This is a genomic window from Pseudomonas sp. DG56-2 (genome assembly GCF_004803755.1).
GTDB lineage: Bacteria > Pseudomonadota > Gammaproteobacteria > Pseudomonadales > Pseudomonadaceae > Aquipseudomonas > Aquipseudomonas auratipiscis.
Genome location: NZ_CP032311.1, coordinates 4,229,569 through 4,253,146 on the forward strand (window position 1 = coordinate 4,229,569; position 23,578 = coordinate 4,253,146).

Annotated in this window: 22 protein-coding genes and 1 tRNA gene; 12 read left to right on the plus strand and 11 right to left on the minus strand. The window is 57.5% G+C overall.

Translation table 11 applies throughout. The features are described 5' to 3' along the window. Nucleotides 1-182: 182 nt before the first annotated feature. Together cheR and D3Z90_RS19360 are read right to left on the minus strand one after the other, a co-directional pair. On the minus strand, nucleotides 183-1,010 hold the full coding sequence (gene cheR, locus D3Z90_RS19355) for a protein-glutamate O-methyltransferase CheR (protein WP_136477543.1): 828 nt from the start codon (nucleotides 1,008-1,010) through the stop codon (nucleotides 183-185). Nucleotides 1,011-1,061: 51 nt separating this feature from the next. Then, nucleotides 1,062-1,991 (minus strand): chemotaxis protein CheV, encoded by a 930-nt coding sequence (locus tag D3Z90_RS19360; RefSeq protein WP_136477544.1) that lies wholly within the window; start codon nucleotides 1,989-1,991, stop codon nucleotides 1,062-1,064. 70 nt (nucleotides 1,992-2,061) lie between these two features. Between D3Z90_RS19360 and flgA the strand changes: the two genes are divergently transcribed. The 4 genes from flgA (at nucleotide 2,062) to D3Z90_RS19380 (ending at nucleotide 4,630) form a co-directional block, all read left to right on the plus strand. Beyond that, nucleotides 2,062-2,814 carry a flagellar basal body P-ring formation chaperone FlgA gene (gene flgA, locus D3Z90_RS19365; protein ID WP_136477545.1) on the plus strand — a complete coding sequence of 251 codons (753 nt, stop codon included), beginning with the start codon at nucleotides 2,062-2,064 and terminating at the stop codon, nucleotides 2,812-2,814. 168 nt (nucleotides 2,815-2,982) lie between these two features. Beyond that, nucleotides 2,983-3,294, plus strand: coding sequence for a flagellar biosynthesis anti-sigma factor FlgM (gene flgM, locus D3Z90_RS19370; RefSeq protein WP_136477546.1), 312 nt, complete (start codon nucleotides 2,983-2,985; stop codon nucleotides 3,292-3,294). A 45-nt stretch (nucleotides 3,295-3,339) separates the two neighbouring features. Beyond that, nucleotides 3,340-3,807: a flagella synthesis protein FlgN gene (locus D3Z90_RS19375; protein ID WP_136477547.1), complete on the plus strand. Its 468-nt coding sequence runs from the start codon at nucleotides 3,340-3,342 to the stop codon at nucleotides 3,805-3,807. Nucleotides 3,808-3,886: 79 nt separating this feature from the next. Further along, a complete protein-coding gene (locus D3Z90_RS19380; protein ID WP_136477548.1) occupies nucleotides 3,887-4,630 on the plus strand; it encodes a flagellar brake protein in 744 nt (247 codons plus the stop codon). Nucleotides 4,631-4,694: 64 nt separating this feature from the next. On the opposite strand, the gene D3Z90_RS19385 is transcribed toward D3Z90_RS19380, so the two are convergent. The 3 genes from D3Z90_RS19385 to bkdR form a co-directional block, all read right to left on the minus strand. After that, entirely contained in the window at nucleotides 4,695-6,041 is a 1,347-nt protein-coding gene (locus D3Z90_RS19385; RefSeq protein WP_136479001.1) for an MFS transporter, read from the minus strand. Between the two features lie 93 nt (nucleotides 6,042-6,134). Then, entirely contained in the window at nucleotides 6,135-7,376 is a 1,242-nt protein-coding gene (locus D3Z90_RS19390; protein ID WP_178084220.1) for a glutamine synthetase family protein, read from the minus strand. 262 nt (nucleotides 7,377-7,638) lie between these two features. Continuing rightward, nucleotides 7,639-8,124, minus strand: a complete 486-nt coding sequence (gene bkdR, locus D3Z90_RS19395; RefSeq protein WP_045189126.1) for a Bkd operon transcriptional regulator BkdR — start codon at nucleotides 8,122-8,124, stop codon at nucleotides 7,639-7,641. Between the two features lie 202 nt (nucleotides 8,125-8,326). On the opposite strand from bkdR, the gene D3Z90_RS19400 reads away from it, so the two are divergent. From D3Z90_RS19400 to lpdA, 4 genes are read left to right on the plus strand one after another with little or no spacing between them, the layout of a single operon-like run. Continuing rightward, nucleotides 8,327-9,559, plus strand: a complete 1,233-nt coding sequence (locus D3Z90_RS19400; RefSeq protein ID WP_136477550.1) for a 3-methyl-2-oxobutanoate dehydrogenase (2-methylpropanoyl-transferring) subunit alpha — start codon at nucleotides 8,327-8,329, stop codon at nucleotides 9,557-9,559. Nucleotide 9,560: 1 nt separating this feature from the next. Then, nucleotides 9,561-10,619, plus strand: coding sequence for an alpha-ketoacid dehydrogenase subunit beta (locus D3Z90_RS19405; RefSeq protein WP_136477551.1), 1,059 nt, complete (start codon nucleotides 9,561-9,563; stop codon nucleotides 10,617-10,619). Continuing rightward, on the plus strand, nucleotides 10,620-11,900 hold the full coding sequence (locus tag D3Z90_RS19410; RefSeq protein WP_136477552.1) for a dihydrolipoamide acetyltransferase family protein: 1,281 nt from the start codon (nucleotides 10,620-10,622) through the stop codon (nucleotides 11,898-11,900). A gap of 2 nt (nucleotides 11,901-11,902) precedes the next feature. Then, nucleotides 11,903-13,288: a dihydrolipoyl dehydrogenase gene (lpdA, locus tag D3Z90_RS19415; RefSeq protein ID WP_136477553.1), complete on the plus strand. Its 1,386-nt coding sequence runs from the start codon at nucleotides 11,903-11,905 to the stop codon at nucleotides 13,286-13,288. Between the two features lie 92 nt (nucleotides 13,289-13,380). On the opposite strand, the gene D3Z90_RS19420 is transcribed toward lpdA, so the two are convergent. Continuing rightward, nucleotides 13,381-14,277, minus strand: a complete 897-nt coding sequence (locus D3Z90_RS19420; protein ID WP_136477554.1) for a LysR substrate-binding domain-containing protein — start codon at nucleotides 14,275-14,277, stop codon at nucleotides 13,381-13,383. A 128-nt stretch (nucleotides 14,278-14,405) separates the two neighbouring features. Here D3Z90_RS19420 and D3Z90_RS19425 point away from each other — a divergent pair, with 128 nt between their 5' ends. Both D3Z90_RS19425 and D3Z90_RS19430 read left to right on the plus strand, forming a co-directional pair. Further along, nucleotides 14,406-15,041: a glutathione S-transferase family protein gene (locus D3Z90_RS19425; protein ID WP_136477555.1), complete on the plus strand. Its 636-nt coding sequence runs from the start codon at nucleotides 14,406-14,408 to the stop codon at nucleotides 15,039-15,041. 22 nt (nucleotides 15,042-15,063) lie between these two features. Beyond that, nucleotides 15,064-16,107, plus strand: a complete 1,044-nt coding sequence (locus D3Z90_RS19430) for an LLM class oxidoreductase (protein WP_136477556.1) — start codon at nucleotides 15,064-15,066, stop codon at nucleotides 16,105-16,107. 35 nt (nucleotides 16,108-16,142) lie between these two features. Here D3Z90_RS19430 and D3Z90_RS19435 read toward each other — a convergent pair whose 3' ends face one another. The 4 genes from D3Z90_RS19435 to D3Z90_RS19450 all read right to left on the minus strand — a co-directional run bounded on the left by D3Z90_RS19435 (nucleotide 16,143) and on the right by D3Z90_RS19450 (nucleotide 20,923). Next, a complete protein-coding gene (locus tag D3Z90_RS19435) occupies nucleotides 16,143-17,156 on the minus strand; it encodes a diguanylate cyclase domain-containing protein (protein WP_136477557.1) in 1,014 nt (337 codons plus the stop codon). 52 nt (nucleotides 17,157-17,208) lie between these two features. Further along, nucleotides 17,209-18,867 carry a phosphoethanolamine transferase gene (locus D3Z90_RS19440; protein WP_136477558.1) on the minus strand — a complete coding sequence of 553 codons (1,659 nt, stop codon included), beginning with the start codon at nucleotides 18,865-18,867 and terminating at the stop codon, nucleotides 17,209-17,211. Between the two features lie 139 nt (nucleotides 18,868-19,006). Beyond that, a complete protein-coding gene (locus D3Z90_RS19445; RefSeq protein ID WP_136477559.1) occupies nucleotides 19,007-19,735 on the minus strand; it encodes an SDR family oxidoreductase in 729 nt (242 codons plus the stop codon). A 189-nt stretch (nucleotides 19,736-19,924) separates the two neighbouring features. Further along, nucleotides 19,925-20,923: a LacI family DNA-binding transcriptional regulator gene (locus D3Z90_RS19450; RefSeq protein WP_136477560.1), complete on the minus strand. Its 999-nt coding sequence runs from the start codon at nucleotides 20,921-20,923 to the stop codon at nucleotides 19,925-19,927. Between the two features lie 326 nt (nucleotides 20,924-21,249). On the opposite strand from D3Z90_RS19450, the gene D3Z90_RS19455 reads away from it, so the two are divergent. Further along, nucleotides 21,250-22,791: an FGGY-family carbohydrate kinase gene (locus tag D3Z90_RS19455; protein WP_136477561.1), complete on the plus strand. Its 1,542-nt coding sequence runs from the start codon at nucleotides 21,250-21,252 to the stop codon at nucleotides 22,789-22,791. Between the two features lie 185 nt (nucleotides 22,792-22,976). Here D3Z90_RS19455 and D3Z90_RS19460 read toward each other — a convergent pair. Then, a tRNA-Arg gene (locus D3Z90_RS19460) sits at nucleotides 22,977-23,053 on the minus strand. A gap of 308 nt (nucleotides 23,054-23,361) precedes the next feature. Here D3Z90_RS19460 and D3Z90_RS19465 point away from each other — a divergent pair. Continuing rightward, a complete protein-coding gene (locus D3Z90_RS19465) occupies nucleotides 23,362-23,577 on the plus strand; it encodes a hypothetical protein (protein WP_136477562.1) in 216 nt (71 codons plus the stop codon). Nucleotide 23,578: the final 1 nt, after the last annotated feature.

Here is a 23,578-nt window from a genome sequence, read left to right on the forward strand (position 1 = left end):
GTCGGGGAAACCTTCGAAGGTTTTTCGTTGACTGAGCTAGAGCAAGAGCCATGCCAAAAAACAAAACCCCGTAAATACGGGGCTTTTAGCGCTTTGCCGCTGGCGGCAATGCCAGAAAAGCGGCAAAGGATTACCGCCGGGCGCCAGCAAAGCGGCAATGCCTACCTCCGCAGGGGAGGTGTTTATTTGGCTTGGTAAATGATGCCAGGACTGCACTGGACCATCTGATAGTGATCCGGCAAGCCGTTGAGTGCTTCCGAGGCGCCAAGGAACAAGTAGCCGCCCGGCTTGAGCGTGCTGTGGATACGCAGCAGGATGTCTTTTTTGACCTGTGCCGAGAAATAGATCAACACGTTGCGGCAGAACACGATGTCGAACTTGCCCAGGCTCGCGTAGCTGTCGAGCAAGTTGAACGAACGGAACTCCACGCGACTACGAATCGGCGCCTTCACCGCCCAGCGACCGGGTGCCTTGACGTCGAAGTAGCGCTGCAGGCGCTCCTGGGACAAACCGCGGGCAATGGCCAGGCTGTCGTACTCACCTGACTTGCAGTTGGTGAGCATGGTTCCGGACAGGTCGGTGGCAACGATTTGCGCGCCCATCTTCAACTGACCAATGTTGCTGCGCTCGAACTCATCGATCGCCATCGAAATGGAATACGGCTCCTGGCCCGAGGAACAGGCAGCCGACCAGATGCGCAGACGCTGCCCGGGGTTGGCCTTGATCTGCTCAGGCAGCACCTTGTTCTTCAGCACTTCGAAGGGATAGGTGTCGCGAAACCACAGGGTCTCGTTGGTGGTCATGGCATCTACCACCTGCTCGCGCAAACCACTGCGCGGCTGGCTCTGAATACGCTGTACCAGCTCGGTCAGGGACTTGATGCCCTGCTGCTCCATCAGCTTGTTGAGACGGCTGGAGACCAGGTACTGCTTATTTTCGCCCAGCAGGATGCCACAGGCTTTTTCCAGGAAGACCCGGAACTGTTCGAAATCCAAATTACCCGTAGACAATGGTACAGCCTCTTAAATCGTGTGAACCGCCAGGGGCTGAACCCCCGACCGTTAGTGCGTGGCCTTGATGCGATCGACGACGCGCTGGGCGAGGTCGTCCGGCTTGAACTTGGCCAGGAAATCATCGGCCCCGACCTTCTTGACCATCGCCTGGTTGAACACGCCGGAAAGCGAAGTATGCAGGATGATGTGCAGTTTTTGCATGCGCGGGTCGCTGCGAATCTCGGCTGTCAGGGTGTAACCGTCCATCTCCGGCATCTCGATATCGGAAATCATCATCAAGAATTCTTCTTCCGGACGCTTGCCCTCCTCCACCAGATTGCGCAGGTACTGCAGCGCCTGGCGACCATCGTTGAGCGCTACCACTTCCACGCCGACCGTCTGCAGGCAGCGACTGACCTGCTTGCGCGCAACCGACGAATCGTCGACCGTCAACACGCGCAGCAATACGGCCTTGTCCTGCACCTCGGCATCGACCACGCCAGCCGAGATGGACTCGGAGGTCGGCGCCACTTCGGCGAGGATTTTCTCCACGTCGATGATCTCGACCATTTTGTTGTCGACCCGTGTCACCGCGGTCAGGTAATGGTCGCGACCGGTGCCCTTGGGTGGCGGATGAATCTCTTCCCAGTTCATATTGACGATGCGCTCCACCGAGTGCACCAGGAAACCCTGGGTCTTGGTGTTGTACTCCGTGATGATAACGAAGCTCTTGCTGACATCTTCACTCAGACCGGGCATACCGGTCGCCATCGCCAGATCGAGGATCGGGATGGTTGCCCCGCGAATATTCGCTACACCGCGCACCACCGGATTGGACTTGGGCATCACCGTCAGGGGTGGGCATTGCAACACCTCCCGCACCTTGAACACGTTGATCCCGTAGAGCTGCTCGCCATTGAGGCGAAACAACAGCAGCTCCAGGCGATTCTGCCCCACCAGTTGCGTGCGCTGGTTCACCGAATCCATTACACCAGCCATGCCAGACTCCTTCACCAAACGCTTCGAACTTCGTACCCAGTCTCGGCACGCGCTTTGCTATTTCAATCGTATGAATATGAAAACGCCATTTTCCCGACGCCTGACTCGCCTGCTGCCAAGCTATTTGGCTGCGCTGTGCCTGCTGGCACCTGGCGGTCGACTCCTGGCTGACACTTTCACCCTGCCTGAACAACTTATCGGCGTCACCCAAGGGTTTCTTGAATTCACCGTGGAAGACTACCTGGCCAGCAGCCAGACCGAAGGACGCTACGAGATCCAGGTCAACAACCTCGACCCGCGCCTGCGCATGCCGCTGTGCGACCGCCAGCTGGATGCCAGCCTGGAAAGCCCGGCGCAGCCCATAGGTCGCGTGACGATCAGGGTTCGTTGCGAAGGTAGCTCACCTTGGACGGTGTTCGTGCCCGCCCAGGTACGTCTTTTTCGTCATGTAGTGACGGTAGTGCGACCGCTGAAGCGCGAAAGCATCGTCAGTGAGCAGGACGTCAACCTGCGCGAACGCGACGTAGGGCTGCTCAACCAGGGTTTCTTGAGCAGTCTGGATCAGGCCATCGGTCTCAAGGTAATCCGACCAACGGTCATGGATCAGGTGCTGACGCCTCAACATCTGGAACAGGCAGAAGTGGTTCGCAAAGGTGACCAAGTGGTTATTACCGCGCGCAGTGGTACCTTGAGTGTACGTATGCCGGGCGAAGCCCTGAGCAAGGGCGGGCAGAGCGAACAGATCCGAGTACGCAATCTGAATTCCAAACGGGTGGTCAAGGCCAGGGTTACCGGGCCGGGCCAGGTCGAAGTAGCGATGTAAGCGAGCAAACAACGACTAACGCTGGCGATCAGGAACTGCTTTTCCTAAACTGTGTCCCATTGGGTGCCCAAAATGCATTGCGCATGATGTGGAACAATTGCGCCTAAAGTTTTTTCCGGGTCGGCCGAAAACAAGGCAAGCGTCCATATACCCAGAGGTTTTCTGATCATGGTCATCGACTTCAGTCGTTTGAATAATTCCCCGTCGGTTACCGGCGCGCGTCCTGGCAACAGCCAGGAAAGCACCGGCGCCGCAGCAGCCAAGGCCGACCCTGTCGCCACCAGCAGCACCAGCGGGGAAACCGTACACCTGAGCCATGAGGCCCAGCAGTTGCAGAAGGTCAGCGACAAGCTGCGCGACCAGCCGGTTGTCAACAGCGCCCGCGTGGCGGAGTTGAAGCAGGCTATCGCCGACGGCAGCTACCAGGTCGACAGCAACCGCGTCGCCAGCAAACTGCTTAATTTCGAAGCCCAGCGCTAGCCTCTGGCGCGCTGACTTCAGGACGCTTGAACCAAAGAGCCAGCCATGCACGACACTACCTTGCTGCAATTGATCGAAGACGACCTTGCTCCAGCGCAACAACTGCTGGAGTTGCTGGAGACAGAAGCAATTGCCCTGCTCGGCCGCGATATGCCGCTGCTGGAAAACCTTCTGGCACGCAAGCAATCGTTGGTGATCCTTCTCGATCAGCAAGGTCGACGCCGCAGTGAGCTGCTTGCCAGCCTTGGCTTGAGTCAGGACCGCGAAGGTGTTGCGCAACTGGCCAGCCAGTCCCACCTTGGCGAACGCCTGTTGCAGCAACTGGATACACTGGGCAAGCTGCTTGCCGACTGTCAGGCAGTCAACGAGCGCAACGGCCGCTCGATCCAGCTTCAGCAGAGCAGCACAGCCAATCAGATCAGAATCCTCATGGGCGGCGAATCACCTTCGCTGTACAACGCCCGTGGGTCGACCTCGCCCCTCGCCAAGCCGCGGGCGCTCAGCCAGGTTTAATTCCCTGTATCAAGGTACAGAACATACTGGCAAAATGCTGTTACTTGCGTGTGCCGTCTTGCCTGGAGATTGATTACCCGTGTTCAATGAAGCAGAAGCTCCGCAGCCTCCAAAGGTACTTCGCACGCCTTTGGAAATTGCCGCCAACTTGCGGTCGCTGCAAGAGAGCCATGACCCGCTGATCATCACCTTCCACGAACGTAGCCAGCGTTTCCAGAGCTATGTCGTCGAAGTCGACCGCGAAAACAACCGTCTGGGACTCGATGAGATGGTCCCCCGCGACGGTGAGCGCTACCTTGAAAACGGCGAACCGTTCCGGATCGAGGGTTTTCATGAAGGCGTGCGCATTGCCTGGGAATGCAACACCCCATTGAGCATCAGCGAAGCCAACGGTCATCGTTGCTACCACGGTGAACTGCCCACCGAAGTGGCCTATCACCAACGTCGCAATGCCTTCCGTGCCGCCTTGAAGCTGTCGCAACTGGTCGACATCAAGCTCGATGGTGACAAGCTCAAGGGCAATGGCGAGTTGCGTGGCAAACTGCTGGATATTTCCGCCACAGGTTGCAAGCTGCGCTTTGAAGGCAATGTCGAAGAACGCCTGCAACTGGGTCAGGTGTACGAAAAATTCGCTTCCGGCGCTCCGCTGGGCTTGTCCCAGGTGGAAGTCGAACTGCGCCACCTGCATTTTGAAGAGCGTTTCAACACCACGTTCGCCGGTGTGCGCTTTCACAACCTGAACGGGCAGATGCAGCGCAAGATCGAAACCTTCGTCTACCAGCTACAGCGCGAAGCGCGTCGGTTCGATAAAGACGATTACTGAGTGTATCGCGGGGCAAGTCCGCGCCTACCGGATCCGGTAGAGACGGCTTGTCCCACGCAAGACTTCATAGCGACGCCGGCTTCCCCACTCCCCCGCCTGCGACATCGTCTGCCTCGACGCTGGCGTCTTCCTGTTCAGTATCTTCAGCCGCCACCGGCGCCTGCATCTGATCCTGCACCACTTGCTCATCGACCCGCGGGTCGAGCGCCGCCGATAGCGGCGAGCCGGCTGCCGGCATGGCCACGTGATTGAGCGGTGCATCGTCGACCTGATGCAAACCTGTAACCGCCTTAGGCCGGATCCGCCATACCAGCACCAGGGCAAAAAAGACAAAGAAGGCATAGAGCATCTGGGTGCCGAACATCTTCATCATCACCCCCGCTGCCAGCGGCCCAATACTGGCGCCAACGCCATAGGTCACCAAGAGCATGGCGGTCAGCGAAACGCGCCGCTCGCTTTCCACATGGTCGTTGGAAAAAGCCACCGCCAGGGGATACAGGCAAAACTGCAGCAACGACACGATAAAGCCGGCAGCAAACAGCACCACGATTGGCACGGTCGGCATGATCGCCAGGGGCAATGCCGCAATCGCCAGGCCCACCGCCACGCTGCGGATCAATACGGCACGGTCATAGCGATCGGACAACCAACCCAAAGGCCACTGCACCAGCAGACCGGCGAAAATACAGCAGCCCATAAACAGACCGATGTATTCAGTGCTCAACCCCTGCTTGGCCGCGTACAACGGTGCAAGACCGTAGAACGAACCGACGATCAGGCCCGAGCCGAGCACCGTACTCAAGGATTGAGGCACCCGTTTGATAAAGAAGCGCGGCTCCATTGGCGCAGGGCGCAAAGGTGCCGGGTGAATGCGGCGAGTCATCGCCACCGGCACCAGGCACAAGGCAAAGCACATCGCTACCAGCATCAACAGCTCTGGTCCCAGTTGCGGGTGGGCAACCAGTATCAGTTGGCCGAGCACCAGCCCCAGGTACGAAGCAATCATGTAGCCACTGAACACTGCGCCCCGCTGCTTGGCATCGGCCTGCTCGTTAAGCCAGCTTTCGATGACCATGTACTGGCACATCATACCGAGGCCGACGATAACCCGCAGGAACAGCCATGCCGGCAACCAACTGACCAGGCCATGGCCAAGCACTGCCGCGCCGACGATACCGGCACAGGTAGCGTACGCGCGTATATGCCCGACCCGGGCAATCAGGCGGTGACCGATCTTGCCACCCAGGGCCAGGCCAAAATAGTTGGCCGCCATTAACGCACCCACCCAAAGACTGTCGACATGGTCGGCAGCCAGGCGCAGGGCCAGGTAGGTACTCAACAAGCCGGAACCAATCAACATCATCAGCGCAGCGAAATACAGCGCGCGAAAAGACTTCCAGATCTGTCGCATCAGCGTCCCGAACGGCCCCTTGAGCAGGTGGAAAAACTGCATGAAAGCATAAGTGAAAATAGCGGTACTGCAGGCCCCGGGAACGAAAAAAACCTACGCCTGTGCCGCCAGCACTCGACGCTCCCACGGGGTAATTTCATCAAAGAAACTGGTCAGCTCCATGCTCTTGGTAGCGATGTAGCCGTCGATGAATTCGTTGCCGAACATTTCCCGAGCGAGCTCACTGCGCTTCAGACGCTCAAGGGCCGCATGTAAGGTACATGGCAGGCTCAAATGATCCGGCACCTCGAACTCACCCTGGATCGCCGCAGTAGGTTCAAGCTGCTGTTCGATGCCATGCAGGCCGGCAGCAAGACTGGCAGCAATGGCCAGGTAAGGGTTGGTGTCGGCACCGGGCAAGCGGTTTTCCACCCGTCGCGCCACCGGCGAGCTGGCCGGGATACGCAAACCGGCAGCGCGATTGTCCTCTGACCAGCAGGCATTGTTGGGTGAGGCGTAGGGATGGCAGAGGCGCTGATAGGAATTGACGTTGGGCGCGAACAACGCGGTGAAGTCCGCCATACAGGCCTGCAAACCACCGATGAAATGTCGGAAGGTGGCGGTCGGCGCACCGTCGGCATCGCTGAACACATTATGACCATCGCTGATCTGCACCAGACTCTGGTGAATATGCATGGAGCTTCCCGGCGTATGCGCCAGGGGTTTGGCCATGCACACCACGATCAGGCCATGCTTGAGCGCAACCTCCTTGAGCAGATGCTTGAACAGCAGCGTCTGGTCGGCCAGCAGCAGGGGATCACCGTGCAACAGGTTGATCTCGAACTGACTGACGCCCATTTCATGCATGAAAGTATCGCGCGGCAGGCCCAGCGCTTCCATGCAGCGATACACCTCATTGAAGAACGGACGCAGGCCATTGTTGGAACTGACACTGAAGGCCGACTGCCCTTCTTCGCGACGACCGTCCTTGCCCAGCGGCGGGAGAAACGCCTGGTCAGGATCACTGTTGGGGGCGAAAACAAAGAATTCGAGCTCAGTCGCTACCACCGGTGCCAGCCCAAGGGCAGCATAACGGGCGATCACCGCCTTGAGCAGACCCCGTGTAGACAACCCGGAACTGGCGCCGGTCAGCTCCACCGCATCACAGATCGCCAAGGCGCGGGGCTCGTCACTCCAGGGCAAGCGATGAATGTGGCGATCATCGGCAACCAGCGCCAGGTCACCATCGTCGCTGCCGTAGAAACGTGCCGGCGGGTAGCCACCCATGATGCACTGCAGCAGCACGCCACGGGCCATCTGCAATCGGCGTCCCTCGAGAAAACCTTCAGCCGTCATTACCTTGCCGCGGGGCACACCGTTGAGATCCGGCGTGATGCACTCGATTTCATCAATGCCCGTCAATCGTTCGGCGAGGGAGCACTGGCCACTGGTCGTCATGACACTATCCTTAATGTTGTCGCATGCCGGTAAAGGCGATGACTACAACATAGGCGCGCTGCGTTCGGAATTTCAAGCACTCAGAACGGGGCTGATCGAAATTTCCTACAGGCACAGCAGCACCAGCAGCAGCGCGCTTGCCCGGCGATAGCCTTTGCAATCACCCCGGCAAGGTCAGGCCATTGGCCGGCAATGGCAGCGCGGTTTTGTAGCGCACCTGCTTCAAGGCAAAGCTGGAGCGAATATTGGCTACCCCAGGCAAGCGCGTCAGGTAATCCAGAAAGCGCTCCAGGGCCTGAATACTCGGCAGCAGCACCCGCAACAGGTAATCCGGATCACCTGTCATCAGATAGCACTCCATGACCTCCGGACGCTCGGCAATTTCTTCTTCAAAGCGATGCAGTGATTGCTCCACCTGCTTTTCGAGGCTGACATGAATAAACACATTAACGTCCAGACCCAACACTTCCGGCGCCAGCAGGGTCACTTGCTGACGAATGACACCCAGTTCTTCCATGGCCTTTACCCGGTTGAAGCACGGGGTGGGCGACAGGTTTACCGAGCGCGCGAGTTCGGCGTTAGTGATCCGGGCATTTTCCTGAAGACTGTTGAGAATACCGATATCAGTGCGATCCAGTTTACGCATGAGACAATTTCACCTGTTTTTTGTCTTTATAAGGAATGTTTATCCGCAAGCTGGAACAAAGGCAATGAACTTGAGAGAAATATTCTTCAGGCGCCCGAATATGATGTAGGACAAGACTGACTCCCTAGTCACAAGCCGGGGTTTCAGTAGCGACCGCTTCAAAGCTCAACAAAAACACAAGACAGAGCGAGCGTAAAAAAGCATGAACGAGTACGCCCCCCTGCGTCTGCATGTGCCCGAGCCTACCGGCCGGCCAGGCTGCCAGACTGATTTCTCCTACCTGCGTCTGAACGATGCCGGCAAGGTCCGTAAACCTCCCGTCGATGTAGACGCGGCCGAAACCGCGGATATCGCCTATAGCCTGATCCGGGTACTGGACGACAAAGGCAATGCCCTGGGCCCGTGGGCCGAGGACATCAGCCCGCAAATCCTGCGTCAGGGCATGCGCAACATGCTCAAGACCCGGCTGTTCGACAGCCGCATGGTGGTTGCCCAGCGCCAGAAGAAAATGTCCTTCTACATGCAGAGCCTGGGTGAGGAAGCCATCGGCAGCGGTCAGGCCATGGCCCTCAACCGTACGGACATGTGCTTCCCCACCTACCGTCAACAAAGCATTCTCATGGCCCGCGATGTGTCGCTGGTCGAGATGATCTGCCAATTGCTGTCCAACGAGCGTGATCCGCTCAAGGGCCGTCAATTGCCGATCATGTATTCGGTCCGCGAAGCTGGTTTCTTCAGCATCAGCGGCAACCTGGCCACCCAGTTCGTACAAGCTGTGGGTTGGGCCATGGCCTCGGCGATCAAAGGTGACACCAAGATTGCCTCGGCCTGGATCGGTGACGGCGCAACCGCCGAATCCGACTTCCACACTGCCTTGACGTTCGCCCACGTCTACCGCGCGCCGGTGATCCTCAACGTGGTCAACAACCAGTGGGCAATCTCCACCTTCCAGGCCATCGCCGGTGGCGAATCGACCACTTTCGCCGGTCGTGGCGTCGGTTGTGGCATTGCTTCGCTACGGGTCGACGGCAACGACTTCATCGCCGTCTACGCCGCTTCGCGCTGGGCTGCCGAACGCGCCCGACGCGGCCTGGGCCCAAGCCTGATCGAGTGGGTCACCTACCGTGCCGGTCCACACTCGACCTCGGACGATCCGTCCAAGTATCGCCCGGCAGACGACTGGAACCACTTCCCGCTGGGCGACCCGATTGTCCGGCTCAAACAGCACCTGATCGCCATCGGCCACTGGTCCGAGGAAGAGCACCAGGCGGTTACCGCCGAGCTCGAGGCCGAGATCATCAAGGCGCAGAAAGAAGCCGAGCAATACGGCACCCTGGCCGGCGGCCAGATGCCAAGCCCTGCCTCCATGTTCGAAGACGTCTACAAGGAGATGCCGGAGCACCTGCGCCGGCAGCGCCAGGAACTGGGGATCTGACATGAACGATCACAACACCACCATCCAGTTGGAAACCGCCATGGCGACGACTACCATGACCATGATCCAGGCCCTGCGCTCGGCCATGGACATCATGCTTGAGCGCGATGACAACGTGGTCGTCTACGGCCAGGACGTAGGCTACTTTGGCGGCGTGTTCCGCTGCACCGAAGGCCTGCAGAGCAAATATGGCAAGTCGCGGGTGTTCGACGCACCGATCTCCGAGAGCGGCATCGTCGGCACCGCCGTGGGCATGGGTGCCTATGGCCTGCGCCCGGTGGTCGAGATTCAATTCGCCGACTACTTCTACCCCGCCTCCGACCAGATCGTCTCGGAAATGGCGCGCCTGCGTTATCGCTCGGCTGGCGAGTTCATCGCCCCGCTGACGTTGCGCATGCCTTGCGGCGGCGGTATTTATGGCGGCCAGACCCACAGCCAGAGTCCCGAGGCAATGTTCACCCAGGTCTGCGGCCTGCGCACAGTGATGCCTTCGAATCCCTACGACGCCAAAGGTCTGTTGATCGCCTCGATCGAGAATGACGATCCGGTGATTTTCCTGGAGCCCAAGCGCCTGTACAACGGCCCTTTCGACGGCCACCACGACCGCCCGGTAACGCCATGGTCAAAACACCCTGCCGCCGCCGTTCCTGATGGCTATTACACCGTTCCGCTGGACAAGGCGGCCATCACTCGCCCCGGCAACGATGTAACTGTCCTGACCTATGGCACCACCGTGTACGTCTCACAAGTGGCTGCCGAAGAAAGCGGCGTCGACGCTGAAGTCATCGATCTGCGCAGCCTGTGGCCGCTGGATCTGGAGACCATCGTTGCCTCGGTGAAAAAGACCGGTCGCTGCGTAGTCGTGCACGAAGCCACCCGCACCTGCGGTTTTGGCGCCGAGTTGATCTCGCTGGTCCAGGAACACTGCTTCCATCATCTAGAAGCCCCGATCGAACGCGTGACCGGTTGGGACACCCCCTACCCGCACGCGCAGGAATGGGCGTATTTCCCAGGCCCTTCACGGGTAGGCGCGGCATTGAAACGGGTAATGGAGGTCTGAATGGGCACACACGTCATCAAGATGCCGGATATCGGTGAAGGCATCGCACAGGTCGAGCTGGTGGAATGGTTCGTCAAGGTCGGTGATACCGTCACCGAAGATCAGGTCGTGGCCGATGTCATGACCGACAAAGCCACGGTGGAAATTCCCTCGCCGGTAAGCGGTAAGGTACTGGCCCTGGGCGGTCAGCCCGGCGAGGTCATGGCCGTCGGCAGCGAGCTGATCCGCATCGAGGTAGAAGGCGCCGGCAATCACCAGGAAGGCGCCAGCAAAGCTGCTGAACCCACACCTGCACCACCTGTTGCAGAACCTGTGGGCGCAAGCTTGCCCCGCGAAGAAGCCAGCAAGCCCACACCACCCGCCCCTTCGGCACATCAGCCCAGCCCGATCGTCCCGCGCGCGGCCGGCGAGCGCCCATTGGCCTCCCCCGCCATCCGCAAGCGTGCCTTGGATGCCGGTATCGAACTGCGCTTCGTCCACGGCAGCGGCCCGGCCGGACGTATCCTGCATGAAGACCTCGACGCGTTCCTGACCAAGCCGACCCAGAGTACCCAAGGTGCATCTGCCGGCTACAGCAAACGCACCGACAGCGAACAGATCCCGGTCATCGGCCTGCGCCGCAAAATCGCCCAGCGCATGCAGGATGCCAAGCGCCGCGTTGCGCATTTCAGTTATGTCGAAGAGATCGACGTCACCGCACTCGAAGAGCTGCGTGTACACCTGAACAAGAAATGGGGCGACAGCCGCGGCAAACTGACCCTGCTGCCGTTCCTGGTGCGCGCGATGGTCGTGGCCTTGCGTGAATTCCCGCAGATCAACGCCACCTACGACGACGAAGCCCAGGTCATCACCCGCCACGGCGCGGTGCATGTCGGTATTGCCACTCAGGGCGACAACGGCCTGATGGTGCCGGTGCTACGCAATGCCGAGGCCGGCAGCCTGTGGAACAACGCAGGTGAAATCGTGCGCCTGGCCAACGCGGCTCGCGGCAACAAGGCCAGCCGAGAAGAGCTGTCGGGTTCGACCATTACCCTGACCAGCCTGGGTGCCTTGGGCGGTATTGTTTCCACCCCCGTGGTCAACACCCCCGAGGTCGCCATTGTCGGCGTCAACCGCATGGTCGAGCGGCCAATGGTGATTAACGGCCAGATCGTTATTCGCAAGATGATGAACCTCTCCAGTTCGTTCGATCACCGCGTGGTCGATGGCATGGACGCGGCACTCTTCATCCAGGCCATTCGCGGCCTGCTCGAACAACCTGCCAGCCTGTTTGTGGAGTAACCATGCAACAGACTCAAAACACCACGTTGCTGATCATCGGTGGCGGTCCCGGCGGCTACGTCGCAGCCATCCGCGCAGGCCAACTGGGCATTCCGACCATTCTGGTCGAGGGTCAGGCCCTTGGCGGTACTTGCCTGAACGTGGGCTGCATTCCCTCCAAGGCGCTGATCCACGTTGCCGAGCAGTTCCACCAGACTCGCCAGCACAGCCAGCATTCGAACCTGGGCATCAAGGTTGCGCCGCCTAGCCTGGACATCGCTCAGAGCGTGGCCTGGAAAGACGGCATTGTCGATCGTCTTACCAGCGGTGTTGCTGCCCTGCTGAAAAAGCACGGGGTCAAGGTGATCCACGGCTGGGCAAAAATCCTTGATGGCAAAAGTGTTGAGGTCGATGGCCAACGTATCCAGTGCGAGCACATGTTGCTGGCAACCGGCTCCAGCACGGTCGAATTGCCGATGCTGCCTTTGGGTGGCGCGGTTATCTCATCTACCGAAGCGCTGGCTCCCAACGCCTTGCCCCAACGCCTGACGGTGGTTGGCGGCGGCTACATTGGCCTGGAACTGGGAATCGCCTACAGCAAACTCGGCGTGGACGTCAGTGTGGTCGAAGCCCGCGAGCGTATTTTGCCAACCTACGACAGCGAGCTGACGGCGCCGGTCGCCGAGTCGATCAAGAAACTCGGCATCACCCTTTACCTCAAGCACAGTGTTGAAGGCTTCGACGCCGACAACAAGCTGCTGCAAGTGCGTGATCCAGCGGGGGCGATGCTGCAGATTGCAACCGATCAGGTGTTGGTCGCCGTGGGTCGCAAGCCTCGTACCCAAGGTTTCAATTTGGAAAACCTGGGGCTGAAAATGAACGGTGCAGCGGTCGCCGTCGATGAACGTTGCCAGACCAGCATGCGTAACGTCTGGGCCATCGGTGACCTGAGCGGTGAACCGATGCTTGCTCATCGCGCCATGGCCCAGGGCGAAATGGTTGCCGAGATCATCGCCGGAAAAGCCCGTCGCTTCGAACCCACTGCGATTGCCGCCGTGTGCTTCACCGACCCAGAACTGGTGGTGGTCGGCAAGACCCCGAACGCTGTCGAAGAGGAAGGCCTGGACTGCATCGTCGCGCAATTCCCCTTTGCCGCCAACGGCCGAGCCATGACCCTGGAATCGAAAAGTGGCTTCGTCCGTGTCGTCGCCCGTCGTGACAATCATTTGATCCTGGGCTGGCAAGCTGTCGGTGTCGGCGTCTCGGAGTTGTCGACGGCCTTTGCGCAATCACTGGAAATGGGCGCACGCCTGGAAGACGTGGCGGGCACTATCCATGCCCACCCAACCCTGGGCGAAGCCGTCCAGGAAGCGGCATTGCGGGCGCTTGGTCACGCCCTGCATCTGTAACCTGTAACACACTGAAGCGGCCAAGGCCGATTTGACCCGCTGTGCGAGCGCGCAGCGGGTATTTTTTTGCCGTTACCCGCCACTACCGTGGTTCAACGCACCGGCAGACGTTGCGCTTCAGCCTTGATCCAGTTGATGAATGCCTGCACTTCAGGGCGCTGCATAATGTCGGGACGACTGACCAGGTAGTAGGCGAAGCGCGAGGGCCAGGGCTTGTCCAGGGCGACGATCAACCTGCCGGAGTCGATATCGTCCTGAGCATGCGTATCCTGGACCAGCGCAATGCCCTGGCCGGCCGCCGCCGCGCGCAACAGCAGCAAGTCGTCTTCGAAGCTCATCCCGCGCTGCGCCTCGTCGCCTGCCTGCGCACCATGGGCCTGCAACCACAGCGGCCAATCGGCACGATCACTGTCTTGCAGTAGTGGGTAATCCAGACAATCAACCGGCTCCTTGATAGCCGGGCCCTGGGCCAGCAATTGTGGACTTGCCACCGGCAAGAGTACCGGCGCCATCAGCCGAATCGACTCAAGCCCTGCGTAGCTGCCAAGGCCGTGACGCAGAGCGATATCAACGCGGTCGCGATTGAAGTCCACAAGCTTGGCCGAAGCTTCGACACGCACCTCAATGTGCGGATGCTGGGTACTGAAAGCGCCGATCCTCGGCACCAGCCAGGACGCTGCAAACGAAGGCACTGTGCTGATGGTCAGCGTTTTTTCTAACGAGAAGTTTTCCAGCGTCGAGTAGGACTTCTCAATCAGATCAAAACCACGCAGCAGACTGGCGTGCACCCGCGCTCCTGCCTCGGTGAGATGGACGCCGTGATGGCCACGCACAAACAGCACAACCCCGACGCGTTCCTCCAGCAAACGTATCTGCTGGCTGATCGCTCCTGGGGTCACGCCCAAACGTTCGGCCGCCGCCTTCAGGCTGCCCAGCCGTCCGGTTTCGGTAAAGGCACGCAATGCCAACAACGGTAAAACGGCTCCCACAGGCCAACCTCAGGTTAGAAATTCTAAATCCACAGAAGAGAAATCATCGTTTTTCAAGCCTACCGCTGCTCACTAGGATAGAGGCCACGACATCAACTGAATAGCCCATGCAGCGCAGGAAGCGAACGATGAACGACCCCACACTGACGCTTTACACCGATAGCTCACCTAATGGCTTCAAAATCACCATCGCCCTTGAAGAACTCGGCTTGCCCTACGCACTCAAGCATGTCCACATCGATCAGGGCGAGCATCATGACCCTGCGTTTCTTCAACTCAATCCGCATGCGCGCATTCCCGTGCTGGTGGACCAGCACTCGGGCATCACCCTTTTCGAGTCCGCGGCGATCCTGCTGTACCTGGCAGAAAAAACCGGTCGACTGCTGCCAAGCGATCCGACCTCGCGCTGGGCGGCTATCAAATGGCTGATGTTCCACGCCTCGAGCATGGGGCCGATTCTCGGTCAACGCGTGCATTTCGAATTGTTCGAGCACCCTCCCCACCAGTCCGCTATCGAACGCTATCGACACCTCACGGAAGAGACCTTCGCCACCCTGAACGACCAGTTGGAGCACAACCGCTGGCTGGCCGGCCAGGAGTACAGCATCGCCGACATTGCCACCTTCGGATGGATGCACATCGCACACATCATCGACTTCGACTTCAGTCGTTTCAAACACCTGAACGCCTGGTATGAGCGCATGGAGCTACGGCCCGCCGTGCAGCGCGGCATCAGCTTGCCGCTACCGGCAACCGGTCCGTGACATTCATCTGGAGAGCATCGACATGAACCACACTGTAATTGGCAATACCCCGGCTACCAGCGGCGCCAGCGCTTCGGCATTTGTTGCGCACCCTGGCTACCAGCGAATGTTCGCTGCAGGTGAACTGACCCTGGGCATGTTTCTGCCATTACGCTTTTATCAGGGCGACCTGAGCGTACTTGCGGGCCAGGCCGATCTTGTCGGCGAAATCGACCGCCTTGGGTTCGCTGCCGTCTGGGTACGGGACGTTCCGCTGTACGATCCGTCCTTCGGCGATGCCGGGCAAGTTTTTGACCCCTTCACCTACCTGGCCTACCTGGCCGCGAAGACCAAACGAATCGCCCTGGCCACTGGCAGCGCGATCTTTTCCCTGCGCCACCCTATCGACCTGGCCAAGGCCGCGTCGACCATCGACCAACTCAGCGGTGGGCGCCTGGTCATGGGCATCGCCTCGGGCGACCGTCCCGTGGAGTTTCCCGCGTATGGTTTGGAGCACAGCGAGCGCGGCGAACGTTTCGCCGACGCGGTGGATTACTTTCGGCAACTGCTGCAAGGCACCCAAACGAACATCGCCTCATCACTGGGCAACCTCAGCGCCGCGCAGCTACTACCCAGGCCTGCTACTGGCAACATTCCCTTGCTTGTCACCGGCTCATCCCGTCAATCAATGCCGTGGCTGGCCGAGCATGCCGACGGTTGGCTGACCTACCCCCAAGCCACCCACTCAGCTTCGGGTCCACGGCAACTTGCAGAAAAAATTCAGGCCTGGCGCAGCCAGATTCCGGACCAGGGCTTTCGCCCTCACGTTACCAATGAATGGATCGATCTGGATGAAGACGCGAACTTCCCACGTACACCACTACGCGGTGGATATGTGCTGCGCACCGGACGCAAGGGCTTGATTGAATTGCTCGGTGAATGGCGCGATGCCGGTGTGAACCATGCAGCGCTAGGCATTCACCTGGCCCAGCGTCCCGCGCAAGAAATAATCCAGGAGCTGGGCGAAGAAGTGCTGCCGTTGTTTCCCGCGCACACCGGACCTTTACCTCTGAACCAGAACTGGTAGGCACAGCCTGGAATCCTGTGCACATCGCGGTGAAACTACTCACACACCCTGTTTTTGCCGGCCGCTTTTGCCCGGTACAAGGCTTGGTCCGCGCGTGTCAGTATTTGCGCGTGGTCTTCCCCCTCCTGAAGCTGTACCACGCCATAGCTCATGGTCAATGGGTACTCGCCCACGGAGGGCGCCTGTTCCAATGCCTGACGAATGGTGGCGGCCAATCGCCGGGCCTGCTCGAGCGAGGAGTCGACCATCACCACAACAAACTCATCCCCTCCCCAACGGGCCAACAGGTCGGTGCTGTGCAGGCATTCTCGAACTCGCCCGACGATATCGATCAACGCACTGTCGCCACGGCCATGGCCGTAACGGTCGTTGATTGGCTTGAAATCATCCACATCCATCACAATCAGCGACAACGGCTGGCGAAAACGCCGCGCGCGTTCACATTCCTGCTGCAGGACTTTCTCCAGGCGATAGCGGTTGGCGATCAAGGTCAGCGCATCACGCTCAGCCAGGTCACGATTCTCGTCCAGCTGACGCTGCAATTGTTGATTGACCCAGGACAACTCGCGCGTGCGCTCCGCCACCAATGCCTCTAGCGAGGAGTTCTGATGCTCCAACTGCTGAACCAGGCGCTTGCTGGCATCAATGTTGCGATGAGCCCCGAGCATCCGCGCAACTGAACCGTCGGCATTGCGCGCAATAATATGACCGCTGTCTTCGATCCATAGGTAACTGCCATCCCGGCATTTACAGCGGTATTGCACCTTGTACTGCTCAGCGCGCTGCGTGATATAAGCCTCGAAATGCTCCATCACCCGTGGGTAGTCTTCAGGATGAATCACACTCTCCCAGGTGAACACCGAGTTATCCAAGGAGTGGCTGGAATACCCAAGCATCTTGTACCAACCAGGGTTGCGATAGACATAGCCCGTATTGGCATTCCAATCCCAGATACCGTCACTGATCAAATCCAGCAAGGTTTGCAGTTGAGCGCCTTCAAACGCAACGGATGGAACATTCGGTACTGCCGATTCAGGTGCTTGACTCATGGACCCTCTCCCTTGTCCTGGACGACTTCGCCCCAGTCCGCCCGCGCAACGTTCACCGGGCACTGTTCAACAGTTCAAAATCAAATTTGGGCACATAGACGCCAGCGAGTAAGTGCGGACAACTCGAGGTGACAAAATCATCACTCAACAGATCATGTGAGCTTTTGTACTTATCGGTCAGAACCCCGGTAGCGCCGAGCAGCGTATGAGACAACGACGATATGCTGATTTTCTGATGTTCTCTATCCTTCAGCTTCATAAGGTTAAGTGACGGCTGACTCCTGACATTGTCCGATGCCCAAATGAATGCCGAGACCAGCAGATCATACTCATTACCCATGCCGTGGCCTAACAACTCGCGGTTATCGTCCAACAAGTTTTCGCCATGATCCGAGGAATAGAACAATAGTGAGGGCTTCTCGCTACGTTTGAGCCTGTCGATAATTGTCCCTAGCAGCCAATCGGTGTACAGCACCGTATTGTCATACTCTGCGGTAATTTTTTCCTTGGCACTATTGGAGGATGGCGTGAACAGCTTGAAGTCATCCGGGTATCGGCGCGAGTAGTCGAAATGACTGCCTTTCACGTGAATGAATATGGCCTGCTTCTCTCCCGCCCCGTTGCTCAGGATTTTCTCGTACGCAGGAATCAATGCACCATCGAAGCTTCTTTCAAAGTATTGACGGTGGTTGGCCTCTGCAGCTATTTGCGGAATGATACCGCCGAAGCTATCGACCTCCTGTACCGACAACCAATAGGTTTTGTACCCGGCTGCACGATAGATACCCACCAGCGATTTGGTCGAGGCAATCGAATCCCAATCCGAGATGGGCTCCAGGCTGAGCATCGAGGGTACCGCCACGGCTGTGTAGGGGGCGGTCGTACACATACGATTGAACTTGAAGATGCCTGTTTGCTTATCCAGGTTTGGTGTAGTTTTTTTGTCGTAGCCGTACAACGACCAATTATGCGGTCGCGACGATTCACCGATCACGAAGACCAGGGTTTCTATGGGTGGCTTGGTCGGCACAGTCATCAACTTTACTTCCGATGCCTGCCGTTGCTTGATCAGTTTTTTGGATTCACCGTATATATGCGCAGTCAGGCCTGCCTGGGACAAGTAACCTACCGGCGTGCTTTGATCCTTGGCAACCAGATCAAGCACCGCGTGTGCTCCCAGAGAGTTGACCTTCACGGTCTTGTAAAAGTACGCCCCATAGCCCAACACCAAGGCACAAAGGGTCAAAACAAAAATACCTTTATTTGTATACTGATCACGCTTGTACAGCCCTATCAGCCCGGCCCCGTAGCAAATTAAAAAGGTGACAAGCACGAAGCTGATGGGCTGCCAATAGGTCGGCAAGAAATCGTCCGCCTCCCGGTAGTTGGTCATACCGATAAAAAGATAGGCAGCCGTCAGTCTTGAATTGAAATTCAGCACCAGAAACAAATCGACGGCGGCCAGCAGGTAAAACGGCAGCAGAACAAGATGAAGTTTGAACTGACTGACCGGGGCGAACCTGATAGCCAACAACCAGAGCAATGAAATGCCCATGGTATAAAAAGCCAGCAAATCAATTTGTGAGTACTGATAATTTGTAATCAGCCTAATGATCAAGGGCGATAGCAAGTACGCCCATAACACTAAGTTTTGCCACTCTGCCTTGAATACTTTCACTGCAAAACCGAACACATTGGCTGAGGTTTTCATCTTTTAATTATTCTCATGGATTACCTGCTCGCTGCCCCAAGCGTAGCTTCAGTTTGCACGCGATGCCACGGGGGTTGGGGCGAGGTAAACGAGAAATGACCCGGTGCGTCCAGCACCGGGTACCTTGCAAACACTGTCTTTACATGTCGAAGGCAGAAGGCAGAACGATCATGTCGCGGATGGTCACATGACGGGGTCGGGTCAGGATATACATCACTGCGTCGGCCACTTCACAGGGGTTGATAATACTTCCACTCTCTTTTGCTTTTTTCAGGTTTTCTTCAGGCCAATCGGCGAGTAGCGCGCTGAGCACAGGCCCTGGCGACACCGCAGAAACGCGAATGCCATGTTTGTTGACCTGGCGCCGAACCGTCTGCACAAAACAATTGATAGCCCATTTGGAGGCAGCATATACAGGCTCCCAAGAGACGGGGAAGTGACCTGCCACTGAACCGGTGACGACGATGTCTCCAGTCCCTCGTTCGATCATGTGGGGGAGTACATCACGGATGTTTTTCATGACCGCGTTTATGTTGAGATTGAGCATACGATCTATGCCGACATCATCTGCCTCGATGAGATCACCGCCAATGTAGCTGCCGGCGTTGGCATAGAAAATATCAAGCTGACCTGCCTTATCCAAAACGCCGCTCAGAAGAGAAGCACAGCTCTGCGGATTCAACAGGTCAATCACCAGTGGAATAGCCGCTTTGCCGAGACGGTCACAAGCGCGCTGCAGTGCAGGCTCATCACGATCAATCAACACCACGCGAGCTCCGGCGGTAATCATGGCTTCGACAGTCGCCAAGCCAATACCCGATGCTGCCCCTGTAACGCCTGCGACTTTGCCAACGAGTTCGTTAGCCATCAGAAATCTCCTTTTGGCCCCCGCTTGGGCGAGGCACCGTTGTTGTTGTGGGAGTAATGTTGACGTTTACATTTTCAGACTGCAAAACGTCTGGAGGGAGAATGTAGGGGGCAGTATTCCGCGATGTCAACGTTAACATTGTAGCGATTAGCCACAGGAAACATCTTTCAGCAAAATCGCTAAAGAGCGCTAGGGCTGCAGTTGCCCCTTCACGACCGCATCTGCCGGAACGTGTTGAGGGTCGTCGATTTTTTTCAGCAGCATGTTTATCGCGCTCAATCCAAGCGCGTAGGTGTCATGACTGATGCAAGGGATCGGCTCTCCGTAGAGATGGGCGTAAGGCACCTGATCAATGCTGAATAGCTGAATGTCATTCCGGGATACCCCGTGCTGGCGCATGGCTTCGAGTGAACCCAGGGTGATCAAAAGATTCAGGCCAAAAATGGCATCCGGGCGCTTGCCGCGTGCCAGGTATTCACTCACCGCTTCACGGGCAGGCCCCTGGGTGTAATCGCCGTGCAGAACATCCAATGACGTGTGCTCTGGATACTGATCCAGTGCTCGGCGAATACCTGCCAGGCGAGACAAGGTGATATTTGATCGCTCGGGGCCGCCCACCACCAGGAAGTGACGATGCCCCTGTTCGAGCAATGCGCTGATCCCCCGGTATCCGCTCTCCTGATTGTCCAGATAAACGCCAGCAAAAGGCGCATCCGCGAGTTTTCGGTCAATTTGAACGACGGGGATGCCAGCCATTTCAAGCTTGGGCAGGTAGCTTGGATGGTAGTCATCCTCGTCCGAGACCACTGACAGAATGATTCCGGCGACCTGATAACTCAGCAAGGTATCGATCGCTCTGGCCTCAAGCTCTGCCGAGCCGTCTGTGTCAAAGAGCATCAGGGAAAAGTCTCTCCTTTTCGCCTCACGGGTGATCGCTTTGATGACCTCCCCGTAAAAGGGGTTGTCCAGGCTTGCAGTCACCAACCCGAACAGTCGGCTCTCCCGGCTTTTGAGGTTTCGGGCAAAAGCGTTAGGTACGTAGTTGAGTTCACGCGCCACTTCCAAAATTTGCGCAAGGGTCTCCTTCTTAACCTTCTCGGGCCTGTTCAATGCACGGGAGACAGTGACAGTCGTCATATTGACCCGTTTTGCGATGTCAGTGATTGTAGCTTTGCTCGGTTTTTTCATGAAATTACTGTCCACACTCACGTTCATTGACGACCTTTTTCAGTGCTTTGCCATGGTACCGGAAGCGGAAGGTAGAACTATTGTAAAGCCAAAATGCCTATGCTAGCTTGAAACCAATGTACACGTTAACATTTCACTCCCGTGCGGGATCAACATGCCTTTCAACACGGTTCGAACTTTAACTGGCGTTTTTTTAAGTCAAAAAATGTAAACGTCTACATTAGTCATTAGCAAATACCCTTCCTCTCATCATTCCTGCCTTTTGAAAAAGCGCAGTAAAGATGAGTCCCGCCCGACGTAAAGGTCACCATGCGATGAAGCGGATTATGAGTTACGTGATTGGAGTTGATATAGGTACTCAGAGCACCAAAGCGCTGCTGATGTCTACCGAAGGCGCAATCATTTCCCAAGCGTCAGTTGCCTACAAAATTGAGCAACCGCGACCTCTCTGGGCTCAGCAGTGGCCGGAGGTATGGCTCGCTGCGGTGTATGAGTCGGTAGCGAGCGCTGTATCCAGGAGCTCGGTGCCTGTCAGTGAGATTAAAGCCATCTGCGTGAGCAGCTTGTACGGCGGGTCAGGGATTGCAGTAGATGAGAACATCAGGGCGCTACATCCGTGTCTGATATGGATGGATAGACGAGCTCAGGCAGAAGTGGAATGGGTTCGCCAGAACATCAATGAGCAACAGCTCAAGCAAATAAGCGGGAATGGCATCGACAGCTATTACGGTTTTACCAAGATCCTTTGGCTCAAACGCCACAAACCGGAGGTTTGGGCTAGAACGCGATATCTGCTTCCGCCCAACAGCTATGTGCAATACCACCTCACCGGAGCGCTGAGCGTCGATCACAGCTCCGCCGGAAACATTGGCGGCGTCTACGACATCAAGGCGAGAACCTGGTCAGTACCCATGCTCGAAGCGCTCGGCATTGACGTGAAATTCATGCCGCAACGGCTCGTGGAATCCAGCGATATCGTAGGTCATCTGCTTCCCGAGGCCGCAACCAAGCTAGGACTCGCCGCAGGAACGCCCGTGGTCGCAGGCGGGGTCGATGCAGCGATGGCGACATTAGCTGCCGGGGTCGTCCAACCTGGCAACCACGTGGCGATGATGGGTACCAGCATGTGCTGGGGCTTTATCAATCAGAATACCGACGCTGACTTCGGCCTGATCAGCATGCCCTCGGTACACAATCCAGCCGGAGACCTCTACATTTTTGGCGGCGCTATTGCTGCCGGCGCATCGGTCAGTTGGTTCAGGGATCAGTTTTGCGCCCAGGAAAAACAAGCGGCGGCCCTACTGCCCAATGTCGATGTGCACGATCTGATGGAACTAGAAGCAATCGGAACGCCAGCGGGCTCAAACGGCCTGATCTTCCTTCCCTACCTGATGGGCGAACGCAGTCCGGTCTGGGATGCGCAAGCCTCCGGATCGTACGTTGGGCTTTCGCTGTTCCATACCAAGGCACATATGTATCGGGCTGTTCTTGAAGGACTGGCCTTTGCCCTTCGTCACAACATGGAGTGCGGGCAACGAGGATCTGGGCGATTGGACCCCGAACTGATCGTGGTAGGTGGCGCATCTGGATCCGACCTCTGGATGCAAATCATTGCCGACGTCACGGGTTATCCCGTTATAACCATTGAAGAGGAAGTTGAAGCACCCTTGGGTGGTGCCATGCTGGCGGCCTTGGCGATCGGTGCCATCGACACGCTGGCGCAGGTTCGGGACTGGCGAACGCTTCGCCCGCGCGCTCAGCCCAACCCTGAAAACAAGCGCATGTATGACCTTATGTTCGAGCAATATTGCAACATCTACCTGGCCCTGAAACCAAGCATGCATGCCTTGGCGCTGTTGAGCGAATGACATAGAAGTCCTGGCACTGGCCTGCTTGTGATCGCTTGAAACCATCAACCCCTCACTCTCGAAGAGCTAGAGGGGAAAAAGACGGCACTGTGGTACAGGCCATGAGCGCAGATCGAAGATCGAGCGGGCTTGCCCTTCGTGTATCACTGAGGCCGCTAGGCGGTGGCGTTGGAATAGGAAAAATATGGTGTCCCAGGGCAGGTTCGAACTGCCAACCTTCCCCTTAGGAGGGGGATGCTCTATCCAATTGAGCTACTGAGACATAGAGCCGGCAACGAGCGCTGCGCGACAAAGGACGGCGTGCATGTTAACCAGCAGGCCGGCGTTTGTCATGTCATCCGTGGGGCTTTTTGCCAATGGTCTTTGCTCTCTTCGTGGAAAGAATCGGGCATTTTGCAACAAGGCAGTAGGCCCTTATTGCAGATTGCATGAAAGCGCCAAACAAAAACATATGTAAGACATTGAATTTTAAGGAAAATAATCCAAAACAACACTGGCATGTGGTGTGCAGTTTCTTCTCTATAAAAAATAGGCCCGGCAACCGCCTCTCACCCCAGTGGAGTCTGCCAGATGAACCGCACACTGCTTCTGCTCAACGCCCTGGCATTGGTCGCCTTGATAGGTTTGGTCCTGCAACCGCAGGCCTCGACGGTTTCGTCCATGCCTCGGGCCCCGGCGATGGCTGCAAAATTGGCAGTCTTCGGTGACCCTGCAACTACCGCCACCGTTTCACAGCAGAAAAACGGCCTGCCTGTCATGGCTGTCGGCGAACGACTGAGTTTTTGAC